The sequence below is a fragment of the Chryseobacterium sp. PMSZPI genome (assembly GCF_002835665.1).
In the GTDB taxonomy this organism is placed as follows: Bacteria; Bacteroidota; Bacteroidia; order Flavobacteriales; family Weeksellaceae; genus Chryseobacterium.
Window position 1 is genome coordinate 21,960 of the sequence record NZ_PIZV01000001.1, and the last position, 23,088, is coordinate 45,047.

A 23,088-nucleotide genomic window follows, 5' to 3' on the forward strand; every position below is an offset into this window, starting at 1 on the left:
CTGTTTGTTAACGGCTTCTTATTATTATTTTAATATTTACTTTTTCAATAAATTTTCTATAAGCTTGTTTTGAGATTCGATAAGTTTTGAGATTTGTTCCTGGTTTTTAAGAATACTTTCTATGATTTCAGGTGAATGCATATTAAAAACCGGATTATATTGATTCACCGCGGCTACAGCATGATCACTGAACTCATTATTTGACATGATATTATTAGAAGAGTCATTAAATAGATCATTAATATCTACATCAAGCTCCTTTGCAATTCTATTTAAGAGCAAAGAATTAGGAATACTTTTATCCGATTCTATATTAGAGATCGTGCTTTGTGTAACGTCCAGACGCAAAGCGAGATCATCCTGAGACCAGTTCTTCGCTTCACGGTATTGCCTTACTTTGGTACCTAAACTCATTTTATTAAAATTTTGATCAAAAATATTAAAATATTAATGAGATTAAAAATAAATATCTGATAGATTTGCAAAACAACATCACTTCATTGTGATATTTGTTATTATATTTAATCATTAAATTACAAATGTTTATGAGAAAAAAAATCTATTTATGGCTATCCTCGATGATAGTATTATCCTTCATACTCCATTCCTGTATCCGGGATGAAGTATTTTCATCTGTAGATCCCGCATCCAAAGAATATACTTCTAAAAGTCTTTGGAAAGAAGATGAAACGTACATTAAAAATGTAATGAAAGTCTACTTTGAGAATGAAGGGAAAATTAAAAAAATAAATGGTACTATTTATTGGGATTACGCCATCACGGTAGGCACATACAATGAGAGCTTCCTTATGGTACCCGTGGTAGACAATGGCAGGGTAACTTCCGTATTACAGGTTCCAAGAAAAAAAGATACAATCTATTTTTATTTTACGGATTTTAGTAATCATATTGCTTTTTTCCAAACGCTTCTCTTTTCAAAATATGAGAAAAGGGCTTATACAAATGATCGTGCTAATCCTGCGGCCAGGGATGTGATCTGTACAACAAGCTGGTATTCTGTCTGGATGCCGGATAATGAGCAATTACCTTATCCTGAAACAGGTCCCGGGCATTGGGAAACTTATTCTGTGATAAAATGTGAACAAAGAGACCAAGAACCAGACACTTGCATAGGAGTTGTAGGTCCTAATGGGGAATGTCCGGGAGGAGGAGGAAGTACATCACCGGGTGGCGGTGGCGGATATCCTTATCCTGAAGACCCTAAACCAATACAAGAGACTAGAACGCCTTGTGGAAAGCTAAAGACACAATATGCAAATCCAAATTTTAAAGCTAAAATTGAAGAATTAGATAAATCATCTATACTCAATCAGAAGAAAGAAACTGGATATTCAGAAAGTAAAGGTGGAGTATTTACAGCGCTAAGCCAAGCAGCATCTACTGATAGTTCTGATGGGATGAAGATCATTGTTTCAGCAGATACTAAAGGATATATTCATACTCATCAAAATGATTACGAAAATGGAACCGATGACGACGGAAATATTAAAATAAGACAACCTATCAGAATGTTTTCTCCAGCAGATGTTAATACCCTTATGACAATGGCAGGCTATGTTACAGATGGGAATTATAGAGATCTTTATGCTACCATGATATCTAGCTATGGAAATTATACGATTATATTTACAGGAGTAGCTTCAGATATTAAAACAGGGTTTGATACACAGACATGGAGAGATAATTATAAAGCATTTGTAGAAAACGAAAAAGGATCGTTAGAAACTAAGTTCTTAAGATTTTTGAAAGAGAAAATGAATATTCAAAGTGTAGAATTGTATAAAATAAAAAGTAATGGTACAATTCAGAAAAAAACATTAAATTCAAATAATAAAGTAGAATCAAATGATTGCCCTTAATAATTATAAAATGAAAAAAAATATATCAATATTAATTATATTACTTAGCTTTTTCTGCAAAGCACAATCAGTAATTTCATTAGAACAAGCCTATGAATATTCTAAATCTGATGATGGACTTCCAGAAGCTGTGACTTATGTTAAAGATATTAACAATAGATTAGATCAGTTTGCAGGAACTTGGAAAGGAGCTTATAATGGCAAACAGTATGAATTTAGATTTATTAAAAAAGTCAATTTTGGAGAGTATTCTGTTAAATGGGATAAAATCATTGGTAGATTTATGGTAAAAGATGGCGCGGGAAATTTATTATATAATACTATCAATGAACCTAATGACAATAATACTAGATTTTGGGGATTTAAATTACAAAACAGGGTTTATGAAATGAGTTTTGTCGGAAATATCGAATACTGTAATGATAGTGGAGTCGTATTTATAGAGGTAAGTAAGAATAATCCCAATATAATGTATCTTAATTTTAGCCGGGATCAAGGAGCTTACAACCCTGAAAAATGCCCCAATTACTCTACTTATGTCCCTTTATTACCTAAGGAGAAGATGACATTAATGAAACAATAATCTAAAGCCTCTTTTTCAGAGGCTTTATTTTCAAAATGAAATTAGAATTGAGATATGAGACGAAGTTTAGATTTTTAGTATTTTTATTATAAATCCTTCGATCAGCAACTACAATCATTACCTGAAAAATTAGTTTCACAAAAATAACGCGAGAACCTATTTTTGAAGTGTTGTTATCAAATATAAATTATGAAAAAACAAATTAGAATCCCAAACCCTTGTCCTGAAAAATGGGAAAACATGCAAGATTTTACTGATGGAAAATTTTGTGAAAAATGTTCTAAATGTGTTATTGATTTTACAGATAAAACGGGCGAACAGATTCGGGATATCTTTAAAAAAGCTAATGGAAAAGAAATTTGTGGAAGAACTTCATTAGCTATGGCAGCTACAGGAATTATTTTAATAACCAATCTTACTTTTGTTCAAGCCCAAGCCAAAAACAGTTTTGGGATCGCTACTGAACAAAAATCCCAAAATATTACAAACGTGTCAGGAAGGTTAATTTTAAAAAAGACTCAGAAAATCATTCCAAATGCAGAAATTTACTTTATTACTAAGGAAAAATTTATGAAGTCTGTAACTAATCAAAACGGTTATTTTTCATTAGATATTCCCAACGATCTTATTGAAGAAGAAAATGTTTTATATTTTAATTTTGATAAATTAAATGAAGAAAAAAGAAAAGAACACCAGGAGAAAGATACTATAAGCAGTTATAATTATGGAGATCAAGTAGTAGTTTTTTCAAGAAAAGAAAAAATTGAAAATCAAAAATTTCAAATTGATTATAAAGGTTTTGAAATTGGAGCCGTTGTCGTTGTTGAAAATCCTCCACCAGATTATTACTATTTTGATGGAAAAAATATTAGCAAAGAAAAATTTGAAAAATTAAGAAAGGAAAATCCTCATTATCAATATTTTTCTTTTGAAGGAAAAGAAGCTGATATTATTTCTCAGGATAACTTTATAGATAAATTATACTTATTATATTCAAATTAAAAACAAAATCAGAATAGAAAAATTTCTATTCTGATTTAAGTGAAGTCTGTTTGAACTAATAAACTAGTCAATTTTTTCAGGACTAGCCATACTTATCTGATTATTTTTTCTTAGCAGCTGGTTTTTTAGCTGTTGTCGCTTTTTTTGTAGTAGCAGCCTTTTTCGCTGCAGGTTTTTTCTTTTCTGCAAAAGCATTTTTATCCTGATCGGTGATCCATTTTTTCACCTCATCTAACGAAATTTCTTTTAATTCTTCTGCATCATATTTGGTATCATCATTTTTCTTTGGAATTTTAAACATTGCTTTTCCAAATTTGATGAATGGTCCCCATCTTCCGTTTTCAATGGAAATTTTCTCTTTTTCCCATTGCTGGATATATCTGTTGGCTTCTTTTTCAAGTTTCGCATCAATTAATTCATTGATATCGCTTTGAGAAAGATTGTCAAAATTATATTTCTTTGGAACATTCACGAAAATATCCTTGTATTTGATGAACGGTCCGAATCTACCTGTCCCTTTTGTTACCGGCTCTCCTTTATACATAGCGATCGGAGCATCTGCTTTTTTCTTTTCGTTGATGATTTCTTCCGCACGCTTTTGATCAACAGAAAGCGGATCTTCTCCTTTAGGAATACTGATGAACGTTTCTCCCCATTTCACATAAGGTCCAAATCTTCCCACTCCTACAGAAACAGAGTTCCCTTCAAATTCTTTAAGATCAAAAGGTAATTTGAATAATTCCAATGCTTCTTCAAAGGTGATTGTGGCAATATTCTGCCCAGCCATTAATGAAGCAAAGATTGGTTTTTCTTCATCATCTGTTTCTCCAATCTGGATCATTGCTCCAAATCTTCCGATTCTGGCATGAACATTTTTACCGGTTTTAGGATCTACTCCTAGCAATCTGTCTCCTGTAGCACGATCGGCATTTTCTTCTACATCTTCAATTCTTGGATGGAATTTTGAGTAAAAGTCCGTCATCATTTCTTTCCACTTCTGATCACCATTGGCGATCTCATCGAAGCCTTCTTCAACTCTTGCTGTAAAACCGTAATCTAAGATTTCTCTGAAATTATCTGTCAGGAAATCATTTACAACTTCACCTATATCTGTAGGAACAAATTTGTTTTTATCTCCACCGAATTTTTCATCCAAAACCACTTTTTTGATCTTATCATTTGCTAAAGACATTTTGATCACCTCGCGGGTTTGTGGTTCGATTTCACGTTTATCTACATATTCTCTGTTCTGGATAGTCTGAATCGTCGGAGCATAAGTAGATGGTCTACCAATACCCAATTCTTCAAGTTTTCTTACCAATCCGGCTTCCGTGTATCTTGCACTTGGTCTTGTAAATTTCTCGGTAGCAGTAATCGTTTTATAGTTTAATATTTCTCCTACGCTTACTTTTGGCAACAATTTTTCATTGTTTTCTTCATCATCATCTTCAGTTTTTACAATTCCGTAAGCTTTTAAGAAACCATCGAAGATAATAACTTCTCCTTGTGCCTCAAAATGATGTGGCAATGAAGCGTTTCCGATTTCAATAATTGTTTTTTCAATTTTGGCATTGGCCATCTGAGAAGCAAGAGTTCTTCTATAGATCAGTTGATATAGTTTATTCAACTGAGCATCTCCTATACTTTTCACTCCAAAATCTGTGGGACGAATTGCTTCGTGGGCTTCTTGTGCCGATGCAGACTTTGTGGTATAGTTTCTTGGAGAAGAATATTCTGCTCCGTATTCTGATATAATTTGTTTTTTGGCTCCTTCGATTGCCTCCTGGGAAAGGTTTACCGAGTCCGTTCTCATATAAGTAATGAATCCTTCTTCGTATAATCTCTGCGCCAAACGCATCGTGTTGGTTACATTATATCCTAATCTTGAAGATGCTTCCTGCTGTAATGTAGAAGTTGTAAAAGGAGCAGATGCTGAACGGGTTCCCGGTTTGGTTTCAACATTCAAAACTTTAAACTCCGTAGTCTTAGCCTGTTCAAGGAATTTTTCCGCGTCTTCTTCTTTTTCGAAATCTTTTTTCAGCTTAGCAGCGATTTCCTGTTCGGTTTTATTTAAGAAGATTCCGTCTAATTTGAAACTTGCTTTCGGTACAAATTCACGGATTTCTTTTTCTCTCTCAACAATTAATCTTACGGCTACAGATTGTACTCTTCCTGCGGATAATCCTGGTTTCACTTTTTTCCATAAAACCGGAGACATTTCGAAACCTACGATCCTATCCAAAACTCTTCTTGCCTGCTGTGCATTTACCAAGTTCTGATCGATATCTCTAGGGTTTTCAATTGCTTTTAGAATGGCATTTTTAGTAATCTCATGGAAAACAATTCTTTTTCTGTTTTCAGGCTTCAACTTCAATTCATCTGCTAAGTGCCATGCAATAGCTTCTCCTTCACGGTCCTCATCGGAAGCCAGCCATACCATCTCTGCTTTCTTTACTGCGGCCTTTAATTCCGTTACCAATTTCTTTTTGTCTGCGGAAACTTCGTAATCAGGACTAAATGTGGCAAGGTCTATTCCCATTCCTTTTTTAGGCAAATCTCGGATATGTCCGAAACTGGATTTCACTTCAAAATCCTTTCCTAAATATTTCTGAATAGTTTTTGCTTTTGCCGGGGACTCAACGATTACTAAATTTTTCGACATTCTAAAAATTTTTTGCAAAAGTAAAGCTTTTTTATTATATACATTTTGTTCTAGGAGTTTAATTTATCAACCAGAACTCTTTGTATTGCATTAAAACAAACACTCATCCGGCAACCAAGTCCTTTGTACTGTATGCTTTAGGCCCTTATCAGCTTATCAATATTAATGATATAGAATTTTTCATCAATCGCAATAGACATTGAAAATATCACCATTAAAAGAATAGCGGAATAAATTGCTTTATTCCGCTGTTTTAAAGGTCATTTAACTTTTTATTTTTTAATAATTTTCACAACCTTTTCAGAATTATTTATTCTTATCAAATAAATTCCGGAGGCTAATGCTGAAATATCAATCTGTTTATTTTCAAACATTCCAGTTTTCACGAGTTGTCCTAATGTGTTATATAGCTGATAATAGTAATTTTTATTTTCCTTCACTTTGATATAAACTGTATTGGTTGCCGGATTAGGATATAATGATATTGTATTTTCTTTAGTCTCGGTTTCAATATTGGCAGTATTCAATATCGGTCCATTAGGCATAATTTTCAAACGTGATGCCGGACCTTCTTCATTACCATTTGCATCATATCTTATTTTCACACATCGGCAATTCATTCCGAAGTATGGATCATTATTATCATTAAAAGCGATAAAACGGTTTGCAGAAGAGGCTACATCAAAAAGAACCCCTACAGATCTCCCCAGATAGTTTGACGCTAAAGCAGCTGTCCAGGTGCCCGGATATTGGAAATTGATGATATTAAGAATCCCTTGAGGGGATTGATTTCCTATTACACTTCGAAATCCACGTGATCCTGAGTTTGGATAATTACCTATTGAATAGGAAGGATCATTAAATGTATAACCAATCGTAGAAGTTGTAGATGGGTTTCTTACTCTAAGCCCTAAATAATCCGTAAGCAGATTATAAAAAGTCGCTATATTTTTATCTTTTTTATACCAGGGAGTCTGCCCAAAATCCTGCCCTGAAATCAAAGCCACATTTGTTACATCCGGAATTCTCCATCCTTCAGGACAAGGGTCGAATGGAGACTTTTTCCCACCCCTTCCCCATCTGTCCGGCGCCAAGTTCGGCTCTGTTGCCAGCCAATCTGTTCCATTAGTATAATTGGGAACTGCATTATTAAACGGAGCAAACGTACTCGGAACCATATATACCAGTGGATTTTTGACAGAATAGGATAATATTTTAGCCACTTTATCCGCCGGCTTGTCTGTCGCCAAAAGATTAGAGGCAACAGCATATGTAGTATAGGATACAATATAACTTCCTGATGTATTATTGTATACCGCAGGGGTAAGAGCCGAATAAGCCACCGTACCATTAGCAGCTACCGCTCCTAAATAAATATTAAAAGAAGCCCTATTATCAGCGTATTGAAATGAAGGAATAGGATCTTTCCTTCCCCATTGATAATGCAATCCTGTAGATGCTCGTATTTTTGCCAACTCTGCAGCAGTAGGTGTAAACGGATTAACAACAGCAGGGAAAGCCTCTGTCGCACCGAGATTCCTATCCATAAATACCGTTTGTAATGCTACATCGGCTTTATTTACATAGTTAACATATTTCGTTGCTTCCGGAACAGGCAATTCCGTTGTATAGACATAAGATTCTACAGGAGTATCTGTTACCCAGATATGCCAACTCCAATATACAGGATTTGAAATACTACCATTATGTAGTGTTACCACCGCATTTCCACTTTGATTGGGATTGATTTCTACAGATATTTTAGAACTATCCAGTGCTTGAAGCGAGGAAGGAGACGAATTTATTATCGAAACTTTACTGATTAGGTTTATATTGGTCGTCCACAGCACATTAGCTTTTAAATTATTGAAACTGGATGGGTTAAGTATTTCAGAATTAGCTAAAAGCTGACTTTGCACAGAAAAAGCTTTACTCACAGGAATTTCTATAATGGAAGAAGACCCTGTTTTTACCATCTGATAAGTATTGGGGTTACCTATTCCTTCTCTATATTCCGTTACTGCAGGCAAATATTCGGTCGGAAAATCATACTCATCAACCACATATAACGGATCTTTTACACACCTACATCCATTAGCATCCGAGGTATACATTCTATCTAAAGGAAAATAAAAATACCTCCCTTTAATAGTAACATAAGCAGGGTCCGGAATATCCGGTTGTGTTTTATCCGGAATCATCAATAATCCCCTAACTCCTACAGCGGGTGTAGCATCAAAATGTCTTGCCATGGTTCCTGTCCACAATGCCGTATGGTGCTGATCACTATATTGTCCTTGATGCATATCTCTTATCAATTGTCCTGTTCCGGGAAATATTCCCATATTATACCCTCCCACACTAGTCAAATCGAAGCCCATATTGGGAAACACTTTAAAGCCTGTCATAAATCCCGGCACCCCAACATCTGTTGGTGTTACAACATGGTACTTATTGGCTTCAAAAACATTTTCTCCTATATTTGTTTTTACCCCAAAAGGAGAAAAATCAATTCTAATATCATCAACATATGATGCAGATGCTAAATTTGCAACCAACATAGAAGGGACTCTCCAGCCGTTCGGACAAGGGTCATATGGAGATTTATCTCTGTATGGTTTTGCAGTATCATCACTATTATAAACGGTTTCTATTTTACCTTCTGAATTATCTGACCAAAGATTAAGTTCAGAGAGTCTGTTATCCGGTAAAGCAGCTGTTTTCCCAAACCAATTGACAGGCAGATTAAGATTATTGTTATAATAAGCCTGTCCGGAATTATCATCTTTATTGACATAGATCAGACTTAAAGGATTTTTTACGGAAAGCCTGATATTATTGGAAATTTCGGCCTGAGAAAACGAAACCGTTTTCGTTAGGTTATCTATATTGATCGCGTTGGTAAAATTCTTTGCGCCCCTATGTCTGACGCGCCCCACCGATCCGGAAACTTCATAGAAATCATTCCCTCTTGTAACCAAAGGCGGAATCGGATCTTTCCTTCCCCATTGATAAAGCAATCCTCCACTTCTATTCCAATCCGACGAAGTGATGGAATTGGTTAAAGCTCCAAGATTCCGATCCATCCATTTCCAATCGGAATCAGGAATTAATTCTACCGAACCATCGGACTTCATTCTTTTAAGATGATTAAAACTTTTATAGGATGGCCCATTAGCAGGATCATCTGTTACCCAAATGTGCCAACTCCAATATATATCTCCATTAACTTTAAATGCAATCACTGCATTTCCTTTCTTAGCCTTATTGATAGGGACTTTTATTTTAGCATCCTGGCCAGAACCTATCATCTCCAGCACATAATTTTCTCCCGACTTTATCAACCCATGAATATCTTCCCAGAATACATCTGCCGTTACCGTTCCCGCAGGAATGCCATTTCCGTTGATATTCCCTCCTCCTTCCCACATGGCATAAGCTTTCTTTACGGGAATCAATAATCCGTCATTATCTTGAGCAGGATCAAAAATATAACTATTCGGAGCCTTTTTCCAGTCCGGAAATAGCTTTGAAACCATATAGTTGAAATCTGGATGATGTAATGAATCTGACTTTTTTGTGACAGGCACATGACCGGCATGTTCAACCGAGAGATAACCTTCTTTCGAGACGATGTTTCCTTTTAGATAGATGCACATCGACATCAGGCAAAAAATTGCCACCAATTTCCCTGTTAATCTTTTCATATCTATAGATTTGTGTGTTATTAGTGGTATACAATTTTTAAACCTACATCAATAAAAAGAAATTTATTTTATAAATAAAAATAACATATTTGAATTATGTTATAAATAAATTAAGATAAACCAATTATAAATACACAAAAAACACAACACAAAAATAAGATAATTCACCATTTTCATTTTAACGATCATTCAATTTGAACAAATATTAATAACAGCTACCAGAAATTGGGAACAAAAAAAAACAGTATTTAAAATACTGTTTTGAATATATATTGGAAGCTAACCATTAACTATATTGAGATGGTATGTTATGTTTTTTCAAAAAAGAAGTCACTGTTAGAGATATCAGCAGAACTAATAATATTAAAAATGGACAATACCAAATAAAGAAATCTATATGGGGATGGATATGTGCATGTTGTTTAAATATAATCAACCAGCTCAGTGGTGCTGCACTTGAAAACCAGGTTACAAGTACCAACCTTCTTTCTATATTTTTAAAATACAAGAACAGTGAGCACAAAAAGCCTATAACAAGGATAACAAAAACAGGTAATTTAACGAAATCCTCTGTAATAAAAGAACCTCCAATATATCTAAAAAGAATATCTACATGATATTGTTTAAGTGTATTCAGATAAGCGTATTCTCCGGTATAGGAATATCCGCCATTCGATCTTCTTGAATAAGCGTCCAACAAATGAGCAATCCCGTCATTAAAATTTCCTGTTAAAAGCTTGAATTGGTATAATTGAAATAAAATCGTAGCCATTAATGGCGCAATAACAATGATAAAGTGCCTTATTATAAATTTAATATAAAATGAAAGTTTATTTTCAAATACATAATAAATGTAAGGAATCGCGGATGAGATCAAAAATACAGTGATAAATTCAAATCCTGTAAACCAAAACTTAATAAAAAACAACAGGGAAAATACAGTAACATACTTTTTAAAATCAGGTTTTTCCTTATTTTTTTCAAAGAAGAAAAGAGCATATACAAAAGGTAAAAAATAGACCCAACTGCACCACCATGTGCTTTTACCATATAAAAAGATCCAATAATTCGGAAGCAGAAGAATAAAACATACAATAGCTGTTGTCATTCCGAATTTACGTTTTACCCAAACAAGAAACAGAGTCAACAAAATACTCAGCGAGAGTGAATTTAGCATTCTGAAAATGGTAATATTAACCATATTATCCAATCCAAAGGCTTTATCAAAAAGGCTATACAGAATAGCCTGACCTCCTATTTGAGTTTTATAGGCCCAATATGCATATTTTTTAGGCTTCTCATTATTAATATATTGTTCATAAGACTTTTTTCCTCCGGCATTTTTAGAAGAAAAATCAGAATCTACATAAAAAATTCCTGTAAAACCTCCGTCTTCAAAAATAGATCCTTGTTCCGAATTCAAAAGTTTACCAATAACAAGTGTTTCGGAAACTTCTACTTTGCTATATTCAAACCTTTCTTTAGGAATGAGATGAAAAATATTGAATTGAGTGTTACAAAAAAATAAAACAGTGAAAACAAAGAAAATCAGTTTATCTTTCATTCTATTTTGTACTATTATATCGTACTCTAAAATTTTTTCTATCAATAATGCTTATATTATCTAAAATAAGTCCTGTCATAAAAGCCAGTAAAGACACAATGATCAACATGATAGAAAATATAAGCGTAGGAACTTTATATACATATTTGTATTCAAAATATTCTGTAATCGGGACTATCATAAAGAGTACTCCTACTATAAAAAGAACAGCAGACACTACTCCAAAGAATAAAAGCGGTTTATAAAGTCTCACCAGATTAAAGAACAATTTTATAACCTTAAAACCATCTGTAAAGGTATTCAACTTTGACTCGCTCCCTTCTGGTCTGTCTCGATAATTGATAGAATATTCTTCAATGGCCAACCCGTTATGCAAAGAATAAATCGAAAGATCAGTTTCCAATTCAAAACCTTTGATTGTACTGGCATAGTTTTTAACAAATTTCTTTGAAAAAATCCTGTATCCGGATAATATATCCTTCAATTCTGATCCAAAAAATACATTAATTAAGTTTCTTACCAGATTGTTCCCGAAATTGTGGAAGGCTCTTTTATTTTCTTTTTTATAACTGTTATTAGAAAGCCTGTCCCCAACAAGCATATCACAATTATTTTCTATAAACTGATCCACCATTTCCTGAACACAATCTACAGGATAAGTATCATCGCCATCAATCATGATATAAATATCTGCTTCTATTTCACGAAACATTTTGAAGACAACATTGGCTTTACCTTGTCTTTTTTCGTGCCTAACGATTGCTCCTTCTGCTTTTGCAATGGCAACAGTATCATCCTTAGAGTTATTATCATAGACATAAATATCCGCTTGAGGAAGGAACGTTTTAAAGTCTTTCACCACAGTTCCAATGGTTAAAGCTTCATTATAACAAGGAATAAGAACAGCTATTTTTGGCGACACCATTAGCAAGAAAGGTTTTTATTAAACAGTGTTCCAATGTGTTGAGGGATTTGCAGGAACCTGCAGCAATTTTCTGCAGCAATTTTCATTTTCTTCATCTTTATTTTTAAGTTTAAACAAAACTAATAAAAAAATATGGGAAGTTTTTTAAATTAATATAAATAAAATCCGTGATATTGCGGATATACGCTAGTTTAAAATTAGATAACGCATTCCCTTTAAGGAAGCACGAAGTTCTGATAAAGATCAATCGTAAATTTACCCGCCGTAATATTTCTAAAGCTCGAGAAAACAACGAAGTTAAAAATAACCAGGGATATAATAAACGTATAAATCATCACCTTACTTGATTTTGATACCACATACATGGCATTGGGAATAATTAAAAATCCAAATCCAACAAAAGCACCTACCAATCGGGATGAGAAAACCGGATTATTCCTAAAAATAAAATAGAAGCAAATACCCACGAGTGCATAGTTACGATGATATTCGTAATATGGATATTTTTCTTTTAGTTTAGTATCATAAAAAAACAGGAAGAAGGTAAGAATTGCAGACATGACTTCCGGAATACCAATTCCCCCATTCAGTCTTTCTACAGACTCATCCATATAAGCATTAAAACCACCGATAACCGTACTATCTGAAGCAATTCCGTCTAGAAAACTACCAAAGACTCTATACACCTCAAATGGTGACATAATGATAGAGGCTATAATAGCTCCCAACATAATCCCTTTGTTTATAGGAATACGGGCCACCCAATACATAGGCAAAAATGCATAACACACATTATGAATACCTCCGGCCAGATAAATACAGAGCAAATAATAGAAAAGCTTTCTTTCTTTAATGAATCTTACTGCAAAGTACACAATAAACACCCCTAAGTTTTGTCGCATCTGCCCACACTCTCCAATAAAAAATCCGGGTATAAACATAAACAAAATATAGGTAAATGGATAGAACGTATTATCCTCTACATATCTTAGCTTAAAAAATATCGCCAATATTGCTATTACAAAGGTGACCATGTAAAAAGGTGCATTGAAAATATTGAGCATAAGCTTATTAATAAGCACATATAGCCACTCTACCGCTATAGGCTGAGGACTCTCAAGATGCAACCCTTTTAGAAAAATGCTAGCATAATCGAAGGTGTCGGAATACACGTAAATTTCCCTATAACTTCCATAATCCGGTCCCGCATCACGGAAACCGGCAACAAGTATCATAAAACCTCCAAGCATATACAGGTACTTTCTTTCTACCTGGGCTCTAAAAACTTCCTGGAAGCTAAATATGAATAGGAAAAAGATTATGATCAGAAAATATGGGTGTAATAAACTCATTATTTTTTATTATAAATCTTTAATAAATATTTCTTCATCAGTTGGAACTTCTGCAAAAGTATATTATTTTTTATTTCGCCTAAAATATTTTATTGATTTTCAGTCAAAACTTATGGCCTAATTATTTTGAACTAATGCTTAAAAATTTAAATTTGCAGACTTGATTTCGTAATGTAATGCATCGTTTTTTTATATTTTTATATTATCTGATTTCCAAAAACAGGATTTTTTCTGCATTTATCGCATTAGGAATAGCAATCCTGTGCGTATTTTTTGCTTCAAAAATTAACTTTGAAGAAGATATCAATCAGATCATTCCTAAAAATGAAAAGTCTGATCTTACAGCAAAAGTTCTTAAGCAGCTTAATTTTTCGGATAAAATCATTGTCATTATAGAAAACAAATCTAATGAAAACAGTTTTCAACTTTCTGAAACTGCAGATACTTTTTTACAAAAAACAGAACCTTTACAAAAGTATATTGGTTCGATTCAGGGAAAGGTTAATGAAAATGAAATTTCAGAGACCTTTGATTTTGTCAATCAAAATCTTCCTTTATTTCTCAATGAAAGTGATTACAAAGAAATTGAACGAAAGCTTCAGAAAGACAGTATAGCGCAACAGGTTGAAAACAATTATGTATCATTGGTTTCCCCTACAAGTCTCGTTACCAAAGACTTCATAAAAAAAGATCCTTTGGGACTTACGTTTCTAGGAATCAAAAAATTAAATGCATTAAATATCAGCAAAGACTTCAAACTTGAAGACAGCTATATCGTTACCAAGGACGGAAAAAATCTCCTGCTTTTTATTGACCCAAAAAATAAGAGCAACGACACCAAAGCAAATGAAGCTTTTGTAGATGGACTTAATGCTATAAAAGACAATATCAACAAACAGTTTAAGGGAAAAACCGAAATCAGCTACTTTGGCTCACCCGTTATTGCTGTTGCCAATGCCAAGCAGATCAAAAAAGATATTCAGAATACTGTAGTTATTTCTTTAACGGTGTTGCTTATCCTGCTCATTTACTATTTCAGGAATTTCTTTACTCCGATTATCGTTTTCCTTCCTACGGTATTTTCAGTCTTGCTCGCCTTACTGTTATTGTATTTTATTAAAGATAAAATTTCAGCCATCTCGCTAAGTGTAGGGGCTATTCTTATCGGGATTACTATAGATTATGCTTTACACATCCTCACCCATTATAAGCACAATAACAATATTGAAGAGCTTTACAAAGAAATCACACAACCTATTGTGCTAAGCAGCGCAACAACGGCTGTTTCATTCCTCTGCCTTGTGTTTGTTCGCTCTGAAGCCTTAAAAGATCTTGGACTTTTTGCAGCCATTACCGTAATGCTCTCTTCGATTACAGCCTTAATCATAGTTCCTCAACTTTATAAACCAAAGAAAAAAGAGGAAAAACTCAATACCAATTTCATTGATAAAATAGGATCTTATCCTTATGAAAAAAACAAACCTTTGATTATTGGATGTTCTTTAATTATTCTTGCCTGTTTGTTTGGTTTCAGACATGTAGGATTTAATGAAGATATTGGAGACTTGAACTATATTCCGAAAGACCTAAAAATCAGTGAAGCCAAACTGCAGAAACTTTCAGACATTACTTCAAAATCTATTTATACTATTTCTTATGGAAATTCTGAGGAAGAAGCCTTGGCAAGAAATTCCCAGTTGAGTAATTTTTTAGAAAAAGAAAAGAAAGAAGGCAAAATTCTAAGTTATAACTCGATTGGAAATATTGTGCTTTCAGAAAAGGATCAGCAAAAGAAAATTGCCGATTGGAAAAACTTCTGGAACACTAATAAAAAGAACCAAACCATCTCCGAATTAATTAATAATGGTAACAAATTTGGATTTAACAGCTCTGCTTTTGACAATTTCAGTACCGTTTTAAATAAAGACTATTCAATTTTAACACTGAAAGATTACGAGAAGGTAAAAGCGCTACAAATTTCAGAATTTCTCAGCAATGAAAAAGGATTCTACACCGTTTCCAATATCGTAAAAGTGGATGAAAATAAAAGAGACGCCTTCATCAATGACATTGAAAATAAACATGATGCACTGGCGATTGACCGTCAGCAAATGAATGAAAACTTCCTAGGTCTCCTGAAAAGGGATTTTAACACCCTTATCAACTATTCTCTTCTGGCGATCATTCTGACAATCATTGTATTTTTCAGGAATTTTGAACTGACGGTTCTTACCATGTTTCCTATTGTTCTAACCGGAGTGGTTACAGCAGGAATTCTTTATTTTTTCGGGCTGGAACTCAATATTTTCAGTACTGTAGTCTGCACCCTGGTTTTTGGGGTGGGAGATGACTTCAGTATCTTCCTGACGCAGGCAATGCAAAAGGAACACACCACAGGAAAAAATGAACTACCAACATACAGAATTTCAATTATACTGGCCGTTTTCACCACTATTCTTTCCATTGGTTCTTTAATTTTTGCCAAACATCCCGCTTTACATTCTTTAGCATTAGTTGCTTTAATCGGAATGTTCTCTGTGATTATCATTACCTCTACCCTATATCCTTTCTGGTTTAGGTTTCTTATTACAAACAGGGCTAAAAAGGGACTTTCCCCGATTACTTTCAAACTATTTTTAACAGCCGTCCTTTCATTCTTATACTATGGATTAGGAGGCCTATTATTTTCAGCATTCGGAAGCTTCTTTGTTAAAAATTCCAAGGGTAAAACATTAGATATCATTAAGCTGATTTTAGCTAAATTCTTAACGTCAGTACTATATTCCAACCCTTTTGTAAAAAAGAGAGTCATTAAAAATACAGCTGAAGATTTCAGCAAACCGGCAGTGATTATTGCCAACCATACTTCTTTTTTAGATACTTTAGCGATTGCTATGGCAACCCATAAAATCATTTATCTTGTTAATGACTGGGTATATCAATCTCCAGTTTTCGGCAAACTGGTAAGAGCATTAGGCTTTTATCCCGTTTCTCAGGGTATCGAAAACGGAATGGAAAAATTAAAGGAAAAAATTGAACAGGGGTATTCGCTTGTTGTTTTTCCTGAAGCGGAACGATCTTATACTAATGATATCAAAAGGTTTCATAAAGGGGCATTTTATCTTGCGGAACAATTCGGTTTGGATATTCTTCCGATTTATATTCATGGTAATTCAGAAGTCTTGCCCAAAGGAGATTTCATCATCTACGATGGGAGTATTACCGTAAAAGTTGGAGATAGAATTCATAAAGATGATTTAAGTTTTGGTGCAAATTATTCGGAAAGAACAAAAAAAATCAATGCATACTTCAGAAACGAATTTGCAAAATTGAGAAGTCAACTGGAAGATGAGAATTATTTTAAAAAGAAATTATTTTTAAGCTACCTGTATAAAAATAGTGAAGTCGTACAAGAAGTAAAAAAAGATTTCAACCGCAATAAATCAGTCTATTTTGAGTTGAACAAACATATCCCCCATGATGCCAACATTCTGCACATCGCAAATGATTTTGGACAGAAAGATGCTTTATTAACTTTAAATCAAGCTGGCCGAAAAATTTTCTCATTGATAAAAAATGATGAAAAAAGAGAAACCGCAGCTCACAGCTATTTGGTAAAAACAAGGAAACTACATTATATAAAGGATCTTTCTGAAGTGAATAAAAATATAGATGTATTACTGGTATCTGATGAACATTTTAATATCCATAATCTTGCATATCTCCCAGAAACGATCATCTTTATCAACACAGGAAACATCGTATTTGAAAATGATAATTATATAGTAAAATGGAGTTCGGAATTCCTAAAAGTATTTAAAACCCAATAATAAATATGAAAAACATATTTTTGTAAACACTAAAAAAATTCCATGAAAAAAAACATACTTGTCATTTATTACTCTCAAACCGGTCAGCTGGAAAATATTGTGAGAAATATAGCCAAACCTTTTGAAGCAAAAAAGGAAGAATATGATGTTACCTATTATAATATTCAACTAAAAGAAGATTTTCCTTTCCCTTGGCCAAGTGATGTTTTTTTCAACACCTTCCCGGAGTCTTATCTACAAATTCCCAAAGAAATATTTCCTCCATCCGAAGAAGTATTAAATAAAAAATATGACCTTATTCTGTTTGGATATCAGGTATGGTACCTCACCCCTTCAATTCCCATTATATCATTTTTAAAGAGCGGGTATGCAGAACGTATTCTTAAGGATACTCCGGTAGTAACTATTTCAGGAACCAGAAATATGTGGATGTTATCCCAGGAAAAGCTCAAAGTTTATTTAAAAGATGTAAAGGCGCAACTGGTTGGGAATATAGCCTTGGTAGACAGACACGATAATTATACCAGTGTATTAACTATTCTCCGCTGGCTGACAACCGGTCAGAAAGAAAAATCAGGGATGCTTCCTGCTGCCGGGGTTTCGAACGAAGAAATTGCAGGTTCTGTAAAATACGGTGAAATCATTGAAAAGCATTTAAAAAATAATAACCTGAATACCCTTCAACCGGAATTAGTAAAAAATGGAGCGATTGAAATCAGAGCATTTCTAGTCCGTGTAGAAAAGGTTGGAAATAAAATTTTCACTGTCTGGTCTAATCTGATTATAAATAAAAAAGAGAAACGTCCATTGCTAATAAAATTCTTTAAGGTATATTTGATGGCAGCGATATGGATTATCTCACCTGTTGTTTTAGTATTACACCTTCTTACAACCCCTATATTTTGGTTTAAAAGACAAAAGCAAAAAAGATATTTACAAGGAATTAATTTAAAATAGAATGTACGACGTATTTATAACAAAAGCATCAAAATACTTACCCAATGAGCCGGTAGCGAATGATGAAATGGAGACTTATCTTGGGCTTATCAATGATGCGCCCTCTAAAGCAAAATCACTTATTCTAAGAAATAATAAAATTACAACAAGGTATTATGCTTTAGATAAAGAAGGAAATCCTACCCACACGAATGCACAGCTTACTGCAAAAGCTATTGAAGGACTTTTTGACGAAAATTTCAAAAAGGAGGATATGAAATTATTATCCGTAGGGACAACTTCTCCGGATCAGATCCAACCTTCCCATGCCTCTATGGTACATGGTGAGCTGAACATCGGAAAATCTATTGAAATTAATACCGCAACCGGTCTTTGTAATTCAGGCATGAATGCTTTAAACTATGGCTTTCTTTCTGTAAAAGCTGGCGTACAGGAAAATGCAGTTTGTGCAGGATCTGAAAGAATGTCCTCATGGATGACCGCAGATAAATTTAATCATGAGGCAGAAAATTTAATATTATTGGAAGAAAGACCTATCATTGCCTTCAAAAGAGAATTCCTCAGATGGATGCTCTCTGACGGTGCCGGTTCTTTCCTTTTAGAAAATAAACCAAGAGAAAACAGTACTTCTTTAAGGATAGAATTCATTGATTTCTATTCTTATGCTCACGAAATTGAAGCATGTATGTATGCAGGCTGTGAGAAGCAAGAGGATGGAAGTCTAAAATCATGGGCAGACTATCCTTCAGATGAGTGGCTGAAACAATCTATCTTTGCGATAAAGCAGGATACGAAAATTCTGGATAAATACATTTTGGTAAAAGGAGCGGAAAGCTTAAGAGCTTCTTTTGACAAACATAACCTTGACCCTGAAAAAATAGACCATGTATTGGCACACATTTCTTCCGGATATTTCAAAGACGGGTTGAAAGAAGAGTTTGCTAAAAAAGGTATGGACTTCCCTACAGAAAAATGGTTCTACAACCTTTCCAATGTTGGGAATATCGGGGCTGGTTCTATCTTTATTGCATTAGAGGAATTGATGAATTCAGGGACTTTGAAAAAAGGAGAAAAAGTACTTCTTTGTGTTCCGGAAAGTGGAAGATTCGCTTATTCTTGTGCATTATTAACTGTATGCTAATGGAAAACAGATTGCCAACATCCGATAAAGATTTTGTAGAAAGCCTTATTCCTCAAAGATTTCCTTTTGTAATGGTGCATGAACTTACAGAATATTCTGAAAGTCATCTCTTATCAGGTTTTGAGATTAAAGAAGATAATATTTTCGTTCAGGATGGAGCCTTTCAGGCTTCAGGATTAATTGAGCATCAGGCACAAAGCGTAGCATTGCATACTGGCTATAAATATTATCTTTTAGGAAAAGATGCCCCTACAGGATATATTGGAGCCATTAAATCTTTTGAGGCTGAAATATTACCCAAAACAGGAGACGTACTACAATCAGAAGTAACCATTCTGAATGAAATAATGGGAGTAACATTAGTAGATATCATCACCCGCCTCAATGGTGAAGTGATTGCAAAATCTCAAATGAAAACTGCTGTAAAATAATTGAAAATGGAAATCAGGGAAGATCATTTCATCAATATACACAACTTTCTGCCTCACCGTGAGCCTATGCTTATGGCGGATTATATTCTGGAATTAACCCAGGAAAAAGTTGTGACTTCCTTTGAAATAAAAGAAGACAACATCTTCCTTCACAATAATGAACTGACAGAAGCCGGATTAATCGAAAATGTAGCCCAGACCTGCTCTTCGATCCTTGGACAAAGCTTCTTCGAAAATCCCGAAGCTGATACAAAAGTAATTGGCTTTATCACCAACATCAAAAAAATAGAAGTTTTTGCTCTTCCAAAAGTTGGAGATAAAATTGTTTCAAAAGCATCCCTTATTTCTCAATTTGAAAACATTTGCCATATTTTCTGTGAGACATTTAATAATGATGAATTATTGATTAGAGCAGAGATTAACCTGTTTATTCAGGAGGTAAAATCCTAAGAAATACATTCAATTTAAAATAGAAAGAGCTGTACAATATGTGCAGCTTTTTTGTTTTTTGATGATTGCATAGATTGGATGTTATTATTTTTAACGCTATGCTCGCAAGGGAATGATTATTCTTATTATTCTGATGTTCGCAAAGGCATTTCATTCAGCTAACGCTGCTAATTATTTTTACATGGGAAATTGTTGTATTCGTCATTAGATTTTGGCTAAAGCCAGATGAATTTTATGATGTATTTAGGCGGTCTAAAGCCCTCCTCTATTGAATTAAAACATCTCATCAAACGATTTCCCTTGCTGAGTGAAATGCCTCCGCGATCGAAAAACATCCACAATTAATACCCCTTCCTCAGATCTTGCGTTATAAAAACAGTAACTAAAAACATTACAAATCATTGTAAATATTTGTGGAGTTATTTGTGATATTTGCGTTTAAACAGCAGCATATTTCACGTAAAACATTATACGAACCCGTGAAACACTTGTCATTAGAAAAAGAGTATGAAGCAAACAAAAAAGTGGAACATTACTGCTCCACTTTTTTATTATTTAAATTTTGAGGGTTTACAAAAGTTTTATTTTTAGAAAATAATAAAAAGTAGGACTAGGTTTCGATTTAGCCTAATTAATATTTTTTTTTAAATAACAACTTCATAATCGTTCCCCCCACACATCTGCTCTGCAGGACCTGCAATATCAGTATTGACATTTACATTACGTATTTGGCCTGTAGTTCCATTGGCACACGAAATGTAAACAGTTATACCTCCTTTCACTTTTTTTAATTCATTTTTAGTAAGTAGCTTTAAGTTTTTCATAAAAATTCAATTTGGTTTTATAATATTATTTTATCATTTATATTAAACAAATATAACTAAAATATTTAAACTACATATACATTCTCAAAAAGTAAGAGAATTCTTGAAACATTCTCAATTTAACATAAATCAGTATTCTTAAAATTCAGAAATCGAAAATTTAACACAATCCATTACATTCAAAATATAATAAAATATGGATTTTGTAATTGCAATACTATATAATGTATTTTCACTATTTTAGCCACCTGATTAAAAAAATCAAAATAGGTGAATCCTATTTCATCCGAAATCTAAAAAATAATATTATTTAGATGAAAAAACAAAACCTACCTCAAGACGAAAGCAATCTAAAGTCAGCTAATATGACTGAAGTCTTGTATGTCACGGACGAAAACGATAATTATACAACAGCAAATAGCACAGGCTGGGATGCAAAAAAGGCAGCATTGGATGAGTCGATGGAGCTTATCCATGAAAGAATTGAAGAAGCCAGACAAAATGTAGCCAATAATATCGTAAGTCCAATCGTTTATTTTATGGAATTGAATAAAATGGATTTGGGTGTACTTTCTTCTTATGTAGGGATGTGGCAATGGAGGGTGAAAAGGCATTTTAAGCCAAAAGTATTTAAAACACTCAATGAAACTACCCTGAAAAAATATGCCGATGCATTTAATATTTCAGTGGATGAATTAAAAAACTTCGACGGAAAATAAATGAGATAGAGCATTCATCATAATGTAACATTTCATTTAACCAATGAAAAAGATAAAAGCTGCAAATGAAATTAAACTTTGAACACCATCAGACAGCGCATTGCGAAAACGGTGTTGCTTCTAATCTATTGCTTAATAAAGGATTAAAACTAAGTGAACCTATGATTTTCGGCATCGGTTCCGGATTATTTTTCGTTTATCTTCCTTTTTTAAAGGTGAATTTTGCTCCGGGATTCAGTTATCGTCCTATGCCGGGAGCCATCTTCAGCAAAGCAGCCAAAAGATTAGGAATTAAAATCAAAAGAGAAAAATTTTCAAACCCTAAGGACGCGCAAAAAGCCTTAGAAAGAAATTTAGAACAAAATATCCCTACAGGACTTCAGGTAGGTGTTTTTAACCTTACCTATTTTCCTGAAGAATATAAATTCCACTTCAATGCCCACAATCTGGTTGTATATGGTAAAGAAGACGGAAAATTCCTGATTAGTGATCCCGTGATGGATTATGTAACATCTCTTTCCGAAGCAGAACTGGAGAAAGTGAGATATGCCAAAGGAGCTCTTCCTCCAAAAGGACATATGTATTACCCTGTTTATGTTCCGGAAAATATCAATCTTGAAGAAGCCATCAAAAAAGGAATTAAGGATACCTGTAAAAATATGCTGGCACCCGTTCCTCTTATCGGTGTAAAAGCCATGAGATGGGTAGCTCGAAGCATTCCAAAATGGGCAGAGAAAAAAGGAACGAAAGTCACCAATCATTATTTGGGACAATTGATCAGAATGCAGGAAGAAATTGGCACAGGAGGAGGAGGTTTCAGATTTATTTATGGAGCATTCCTTCAGGAAGCGGCTGTTATTCTTAAAAATGATGAATTGAAAGAATTATCAAAAGAGATTACATCCATTGGCGATCTTTGGAGAGATTTTGCCGTAGACATTGCCCGAGTATACAAAAACAGAAATTCAAAAAGCAATATCTACAACGAGCTTTCAAAAACTATGCTTCATATTGCTGATCTGGAAGAAGCTTTCTATAAAAAATTGAGAAAAGCAATCTGA

General features: G+C 33.8%; 17 protein-coding genes. 10 read left to right on the top strand and 7 right to left on the bottom strand.

Annotated elements, in window-relative coordinates; genetic code table 11:
• Window positions 1-36: 36 nt before the first annotated feature.
• The gene (locus CW752_RS00095; RefSeq protein ID WP_101237765.1) at window positions 37-414 is read right to left on the bottom strand and encodes a helix-turn-helix domain-containing protein; all 378 of its coding nucleotides are present in this window, start codon (window positions 412-414) and stop codon (window positions 37-39) included.
• Window positions 415-545: 131 nt separating this feature from the next.
• Between CW752_RS00095 and CW752_RS00100 the strand changes: the two genes are divergently transcribed.
• From CW752_RS00100 to CW752_RS00110, 3 genes are all read left to right on the top strand, one after another.
• Window positions 546-1,880 carry a hypothetical protein gene (locus tag CW752_RS00100; RefSeq protein WP_101237766.1) on the top strand — a complete coding sequence of 445 codons (1,335 nt, stop codon included), beginning with the start codon at window positions 546-548 and terminating at the stop codon, window positions 1,878-1,880.
• A 10-nt stretch (window positions 1,881-1,890) separates the two neighbouring features.
• Window positions 1,891-2,463, top strand: coding sequence for a DUF6705 family protein (locus CW752_RS00105; protein WP_101237790.1), 573 nt, complete (start codon window positions 1,891-1,893; stop codon window positions 2,461-2,463).
• Between the two features lie 189 nt (window positions 2,464-2,652).
• Window positions 2,653-3,465: a hypothetical protein gene (locus CW752_RS00110; protein ID WP_101237767.1), complete on the top strand. Its 813-nt coding sequence runs from the start codon at window positions 2,653-2,655 to the stop codon at window positions 3,463-3,465.
• Between the two features lie 100 nt (window positions 3,466-3,565).
• Here the strand turns inward: CW752_RS00110 and topA are convergent, their stop codons facing one another.
• From topA to CW752_RS00135, 5 genes are all read right to left on the bottom strand, one after another.
• On the bottom strand, window positions 3,566-6,127 hold the full coding sequence (gene topA / locus CW752_RS00115; protein WP_101237768.1) for a type I DNA topoisomerase: 2,562 nt from the start codon (window positions 6,125-6,127) through the stop codon (window positions 3,566-3,568).
• A 272-nt stretch (window positions 6,128-6,399) separates the two neighbouring features.
• The gene (locus CW752_RS00120) at window positions 6,400-9,834 is read right to left on the bottom strand and encodes a T9SS type A sorting domain-containing protein (protein WP_101237769.1); all 3,435 of its coding nucleotides are present in this window, start codon (window positions 9,832-9,834) and stop codon (window positions 6,400-6,402) included.
• Between the two features lie 286 nt (window positions 9,835-10,120).
• On the bottom strand, window positions 10,121-11,398 hold the full coding sequence (locus tag CW752_RS00125; protein ID WP_101237770.1) for a hypothetical protein: 1,278 nt from the start codon (window positions 11,396-11,398) through the stop codon (window positions 10,121-10,123).
• A 1-nt stretch (window position 11,399) separates the two neighbouring features.
• The gene (locus CW752_RS00130; RefSeq protein WP_101237771.1) at window positions 11,400-12,323 is read right to left on the bottom strand and encodes a glycosyltransferase family 2 protein; all 924 of its coding nucleotides are present in this window, start codon (window positions 12,321-12,323) and stop codon (window positions 11,400-11,402) included.
• 215 nt (window positions 12,324-12,538) lie between these two features.
• A complete protein-coding gene (locus tag CW752_RS00135) occupies window positions 12,539-13,675 on the bottom strand; it encodes an EpsG family protein (RefSeq protein ID WP_101237772.1) in 1,137 nt (378 codons plus the stop codon).
• A gap of 176 nt (window positions 13,676-13,851) precedes the next feature.
• Here CW752_RS00135 and CW752_RS00140 point away from each other — a divergent pair, with 176 nt between their 5' ends.
• Genes CW752_RS00140 through CW752_RS00160 form a run of 5 tightly spaced genes read left to right on the top strand, consistent with a single transcriptional unit; the run spans window position 13,852 to window position 20,484 of the window.
• Entirely contained in the window at window positions 13,852-17,505 is a 3,654-nt protein-coding gene (locus CW752_RS00140; RefSeq protein ID WP_101237773.1) for an MMPL family transporter, read from the top strand.
• Window positions 17,506-17,547: 42 nt separating this feature from the next.
• Window positions 17,548-18,462: a dialkylrecorsinol condensing enzyme DarA gene (locus tag CW752_RS00145; RefSeq protein WP_101237774.1), complete on the top strand. Its 915-nt coding sequence runs from the start codon at window positions 17,548-17,550 to the stop codon at window positions 18,460-18,462.
• Between the two features lies 1 nt (window position 18,463).
• Entirely contained in the window at window positions 18,464-19,603 is a 1,140-nt protein-coding gene (locus CW752_RS00150; RefSeq protein ID WP_101237775.1) for a beta-ketoacyl-ACP synthase III, read from the top strand.
• Window positions 19,603-20,034 carry a hypothetical protein gene (locus CW752_RS00155; RefSeq protein ID WP_101237776.1) on the top strand — a complete coding sequence of 144 codons (432 nt, stop codon included), beginning with the start codon at window positions 19,603-19,605 and terminating at the stop codon, window positions 20,032-20,034. Before CW752_RS00150 ends, CW752_RS00155 begins: the two co-directional genes overlap by 1 nt.
• 6 nt (window positions 20,035-20,040) lie before the next feature.
• Window positions 20,041-20,484, top strand: coding sequence for an ABC transporter permease (locus CW752_RS00160; RefSeq protein WP_101237791.1), 444 nt, complete (start codon window positions 20,041-20,043; stop codon window positions 20,482-20,484).
• A 644-nt stretch (window positions 20,485-21,128) separates the two neighbouring features.
• Here the strand turns inward: CW752_RS00160 and CW752_RS00165 are convergent.
• Window positions 21,129-21,308, bottom strand: a complete 180-nt coding sequence (locus CW752_RS00165) for a hypothetical protein (RefSeq protein WP_101237777.1) — start codon at window positions 21,306-21,308, stop codon at window positions 21,129-21,131.
• A gap of 314 nt (window positions 21,309-21,622) precedes the next feature.
• On the opposite strand from CW752_RS00165, the gene CW752_RS00170 reads away from it, so the two are divergent.
• Entirely contained in the window at window positions 21,623-22,027 is a 405-nt protein-coding gene (locus tag CW752_RS00170; protein WP_101237778.1) for a hypothetical protein, read from the top strand.
• Between the two features lie 65 nt (window positions 22,028-22,092).
• On the top strand, window positions 22,093-23,088 hold the full coding sequence (locus tag CW752_RS00175) for a BtrH N-terminal domain-containing protein (protein WP_101237779.1): 996 nt from the start codon (window positions 22,093-22,095) through the stop codon (window positions 23,086-23,088).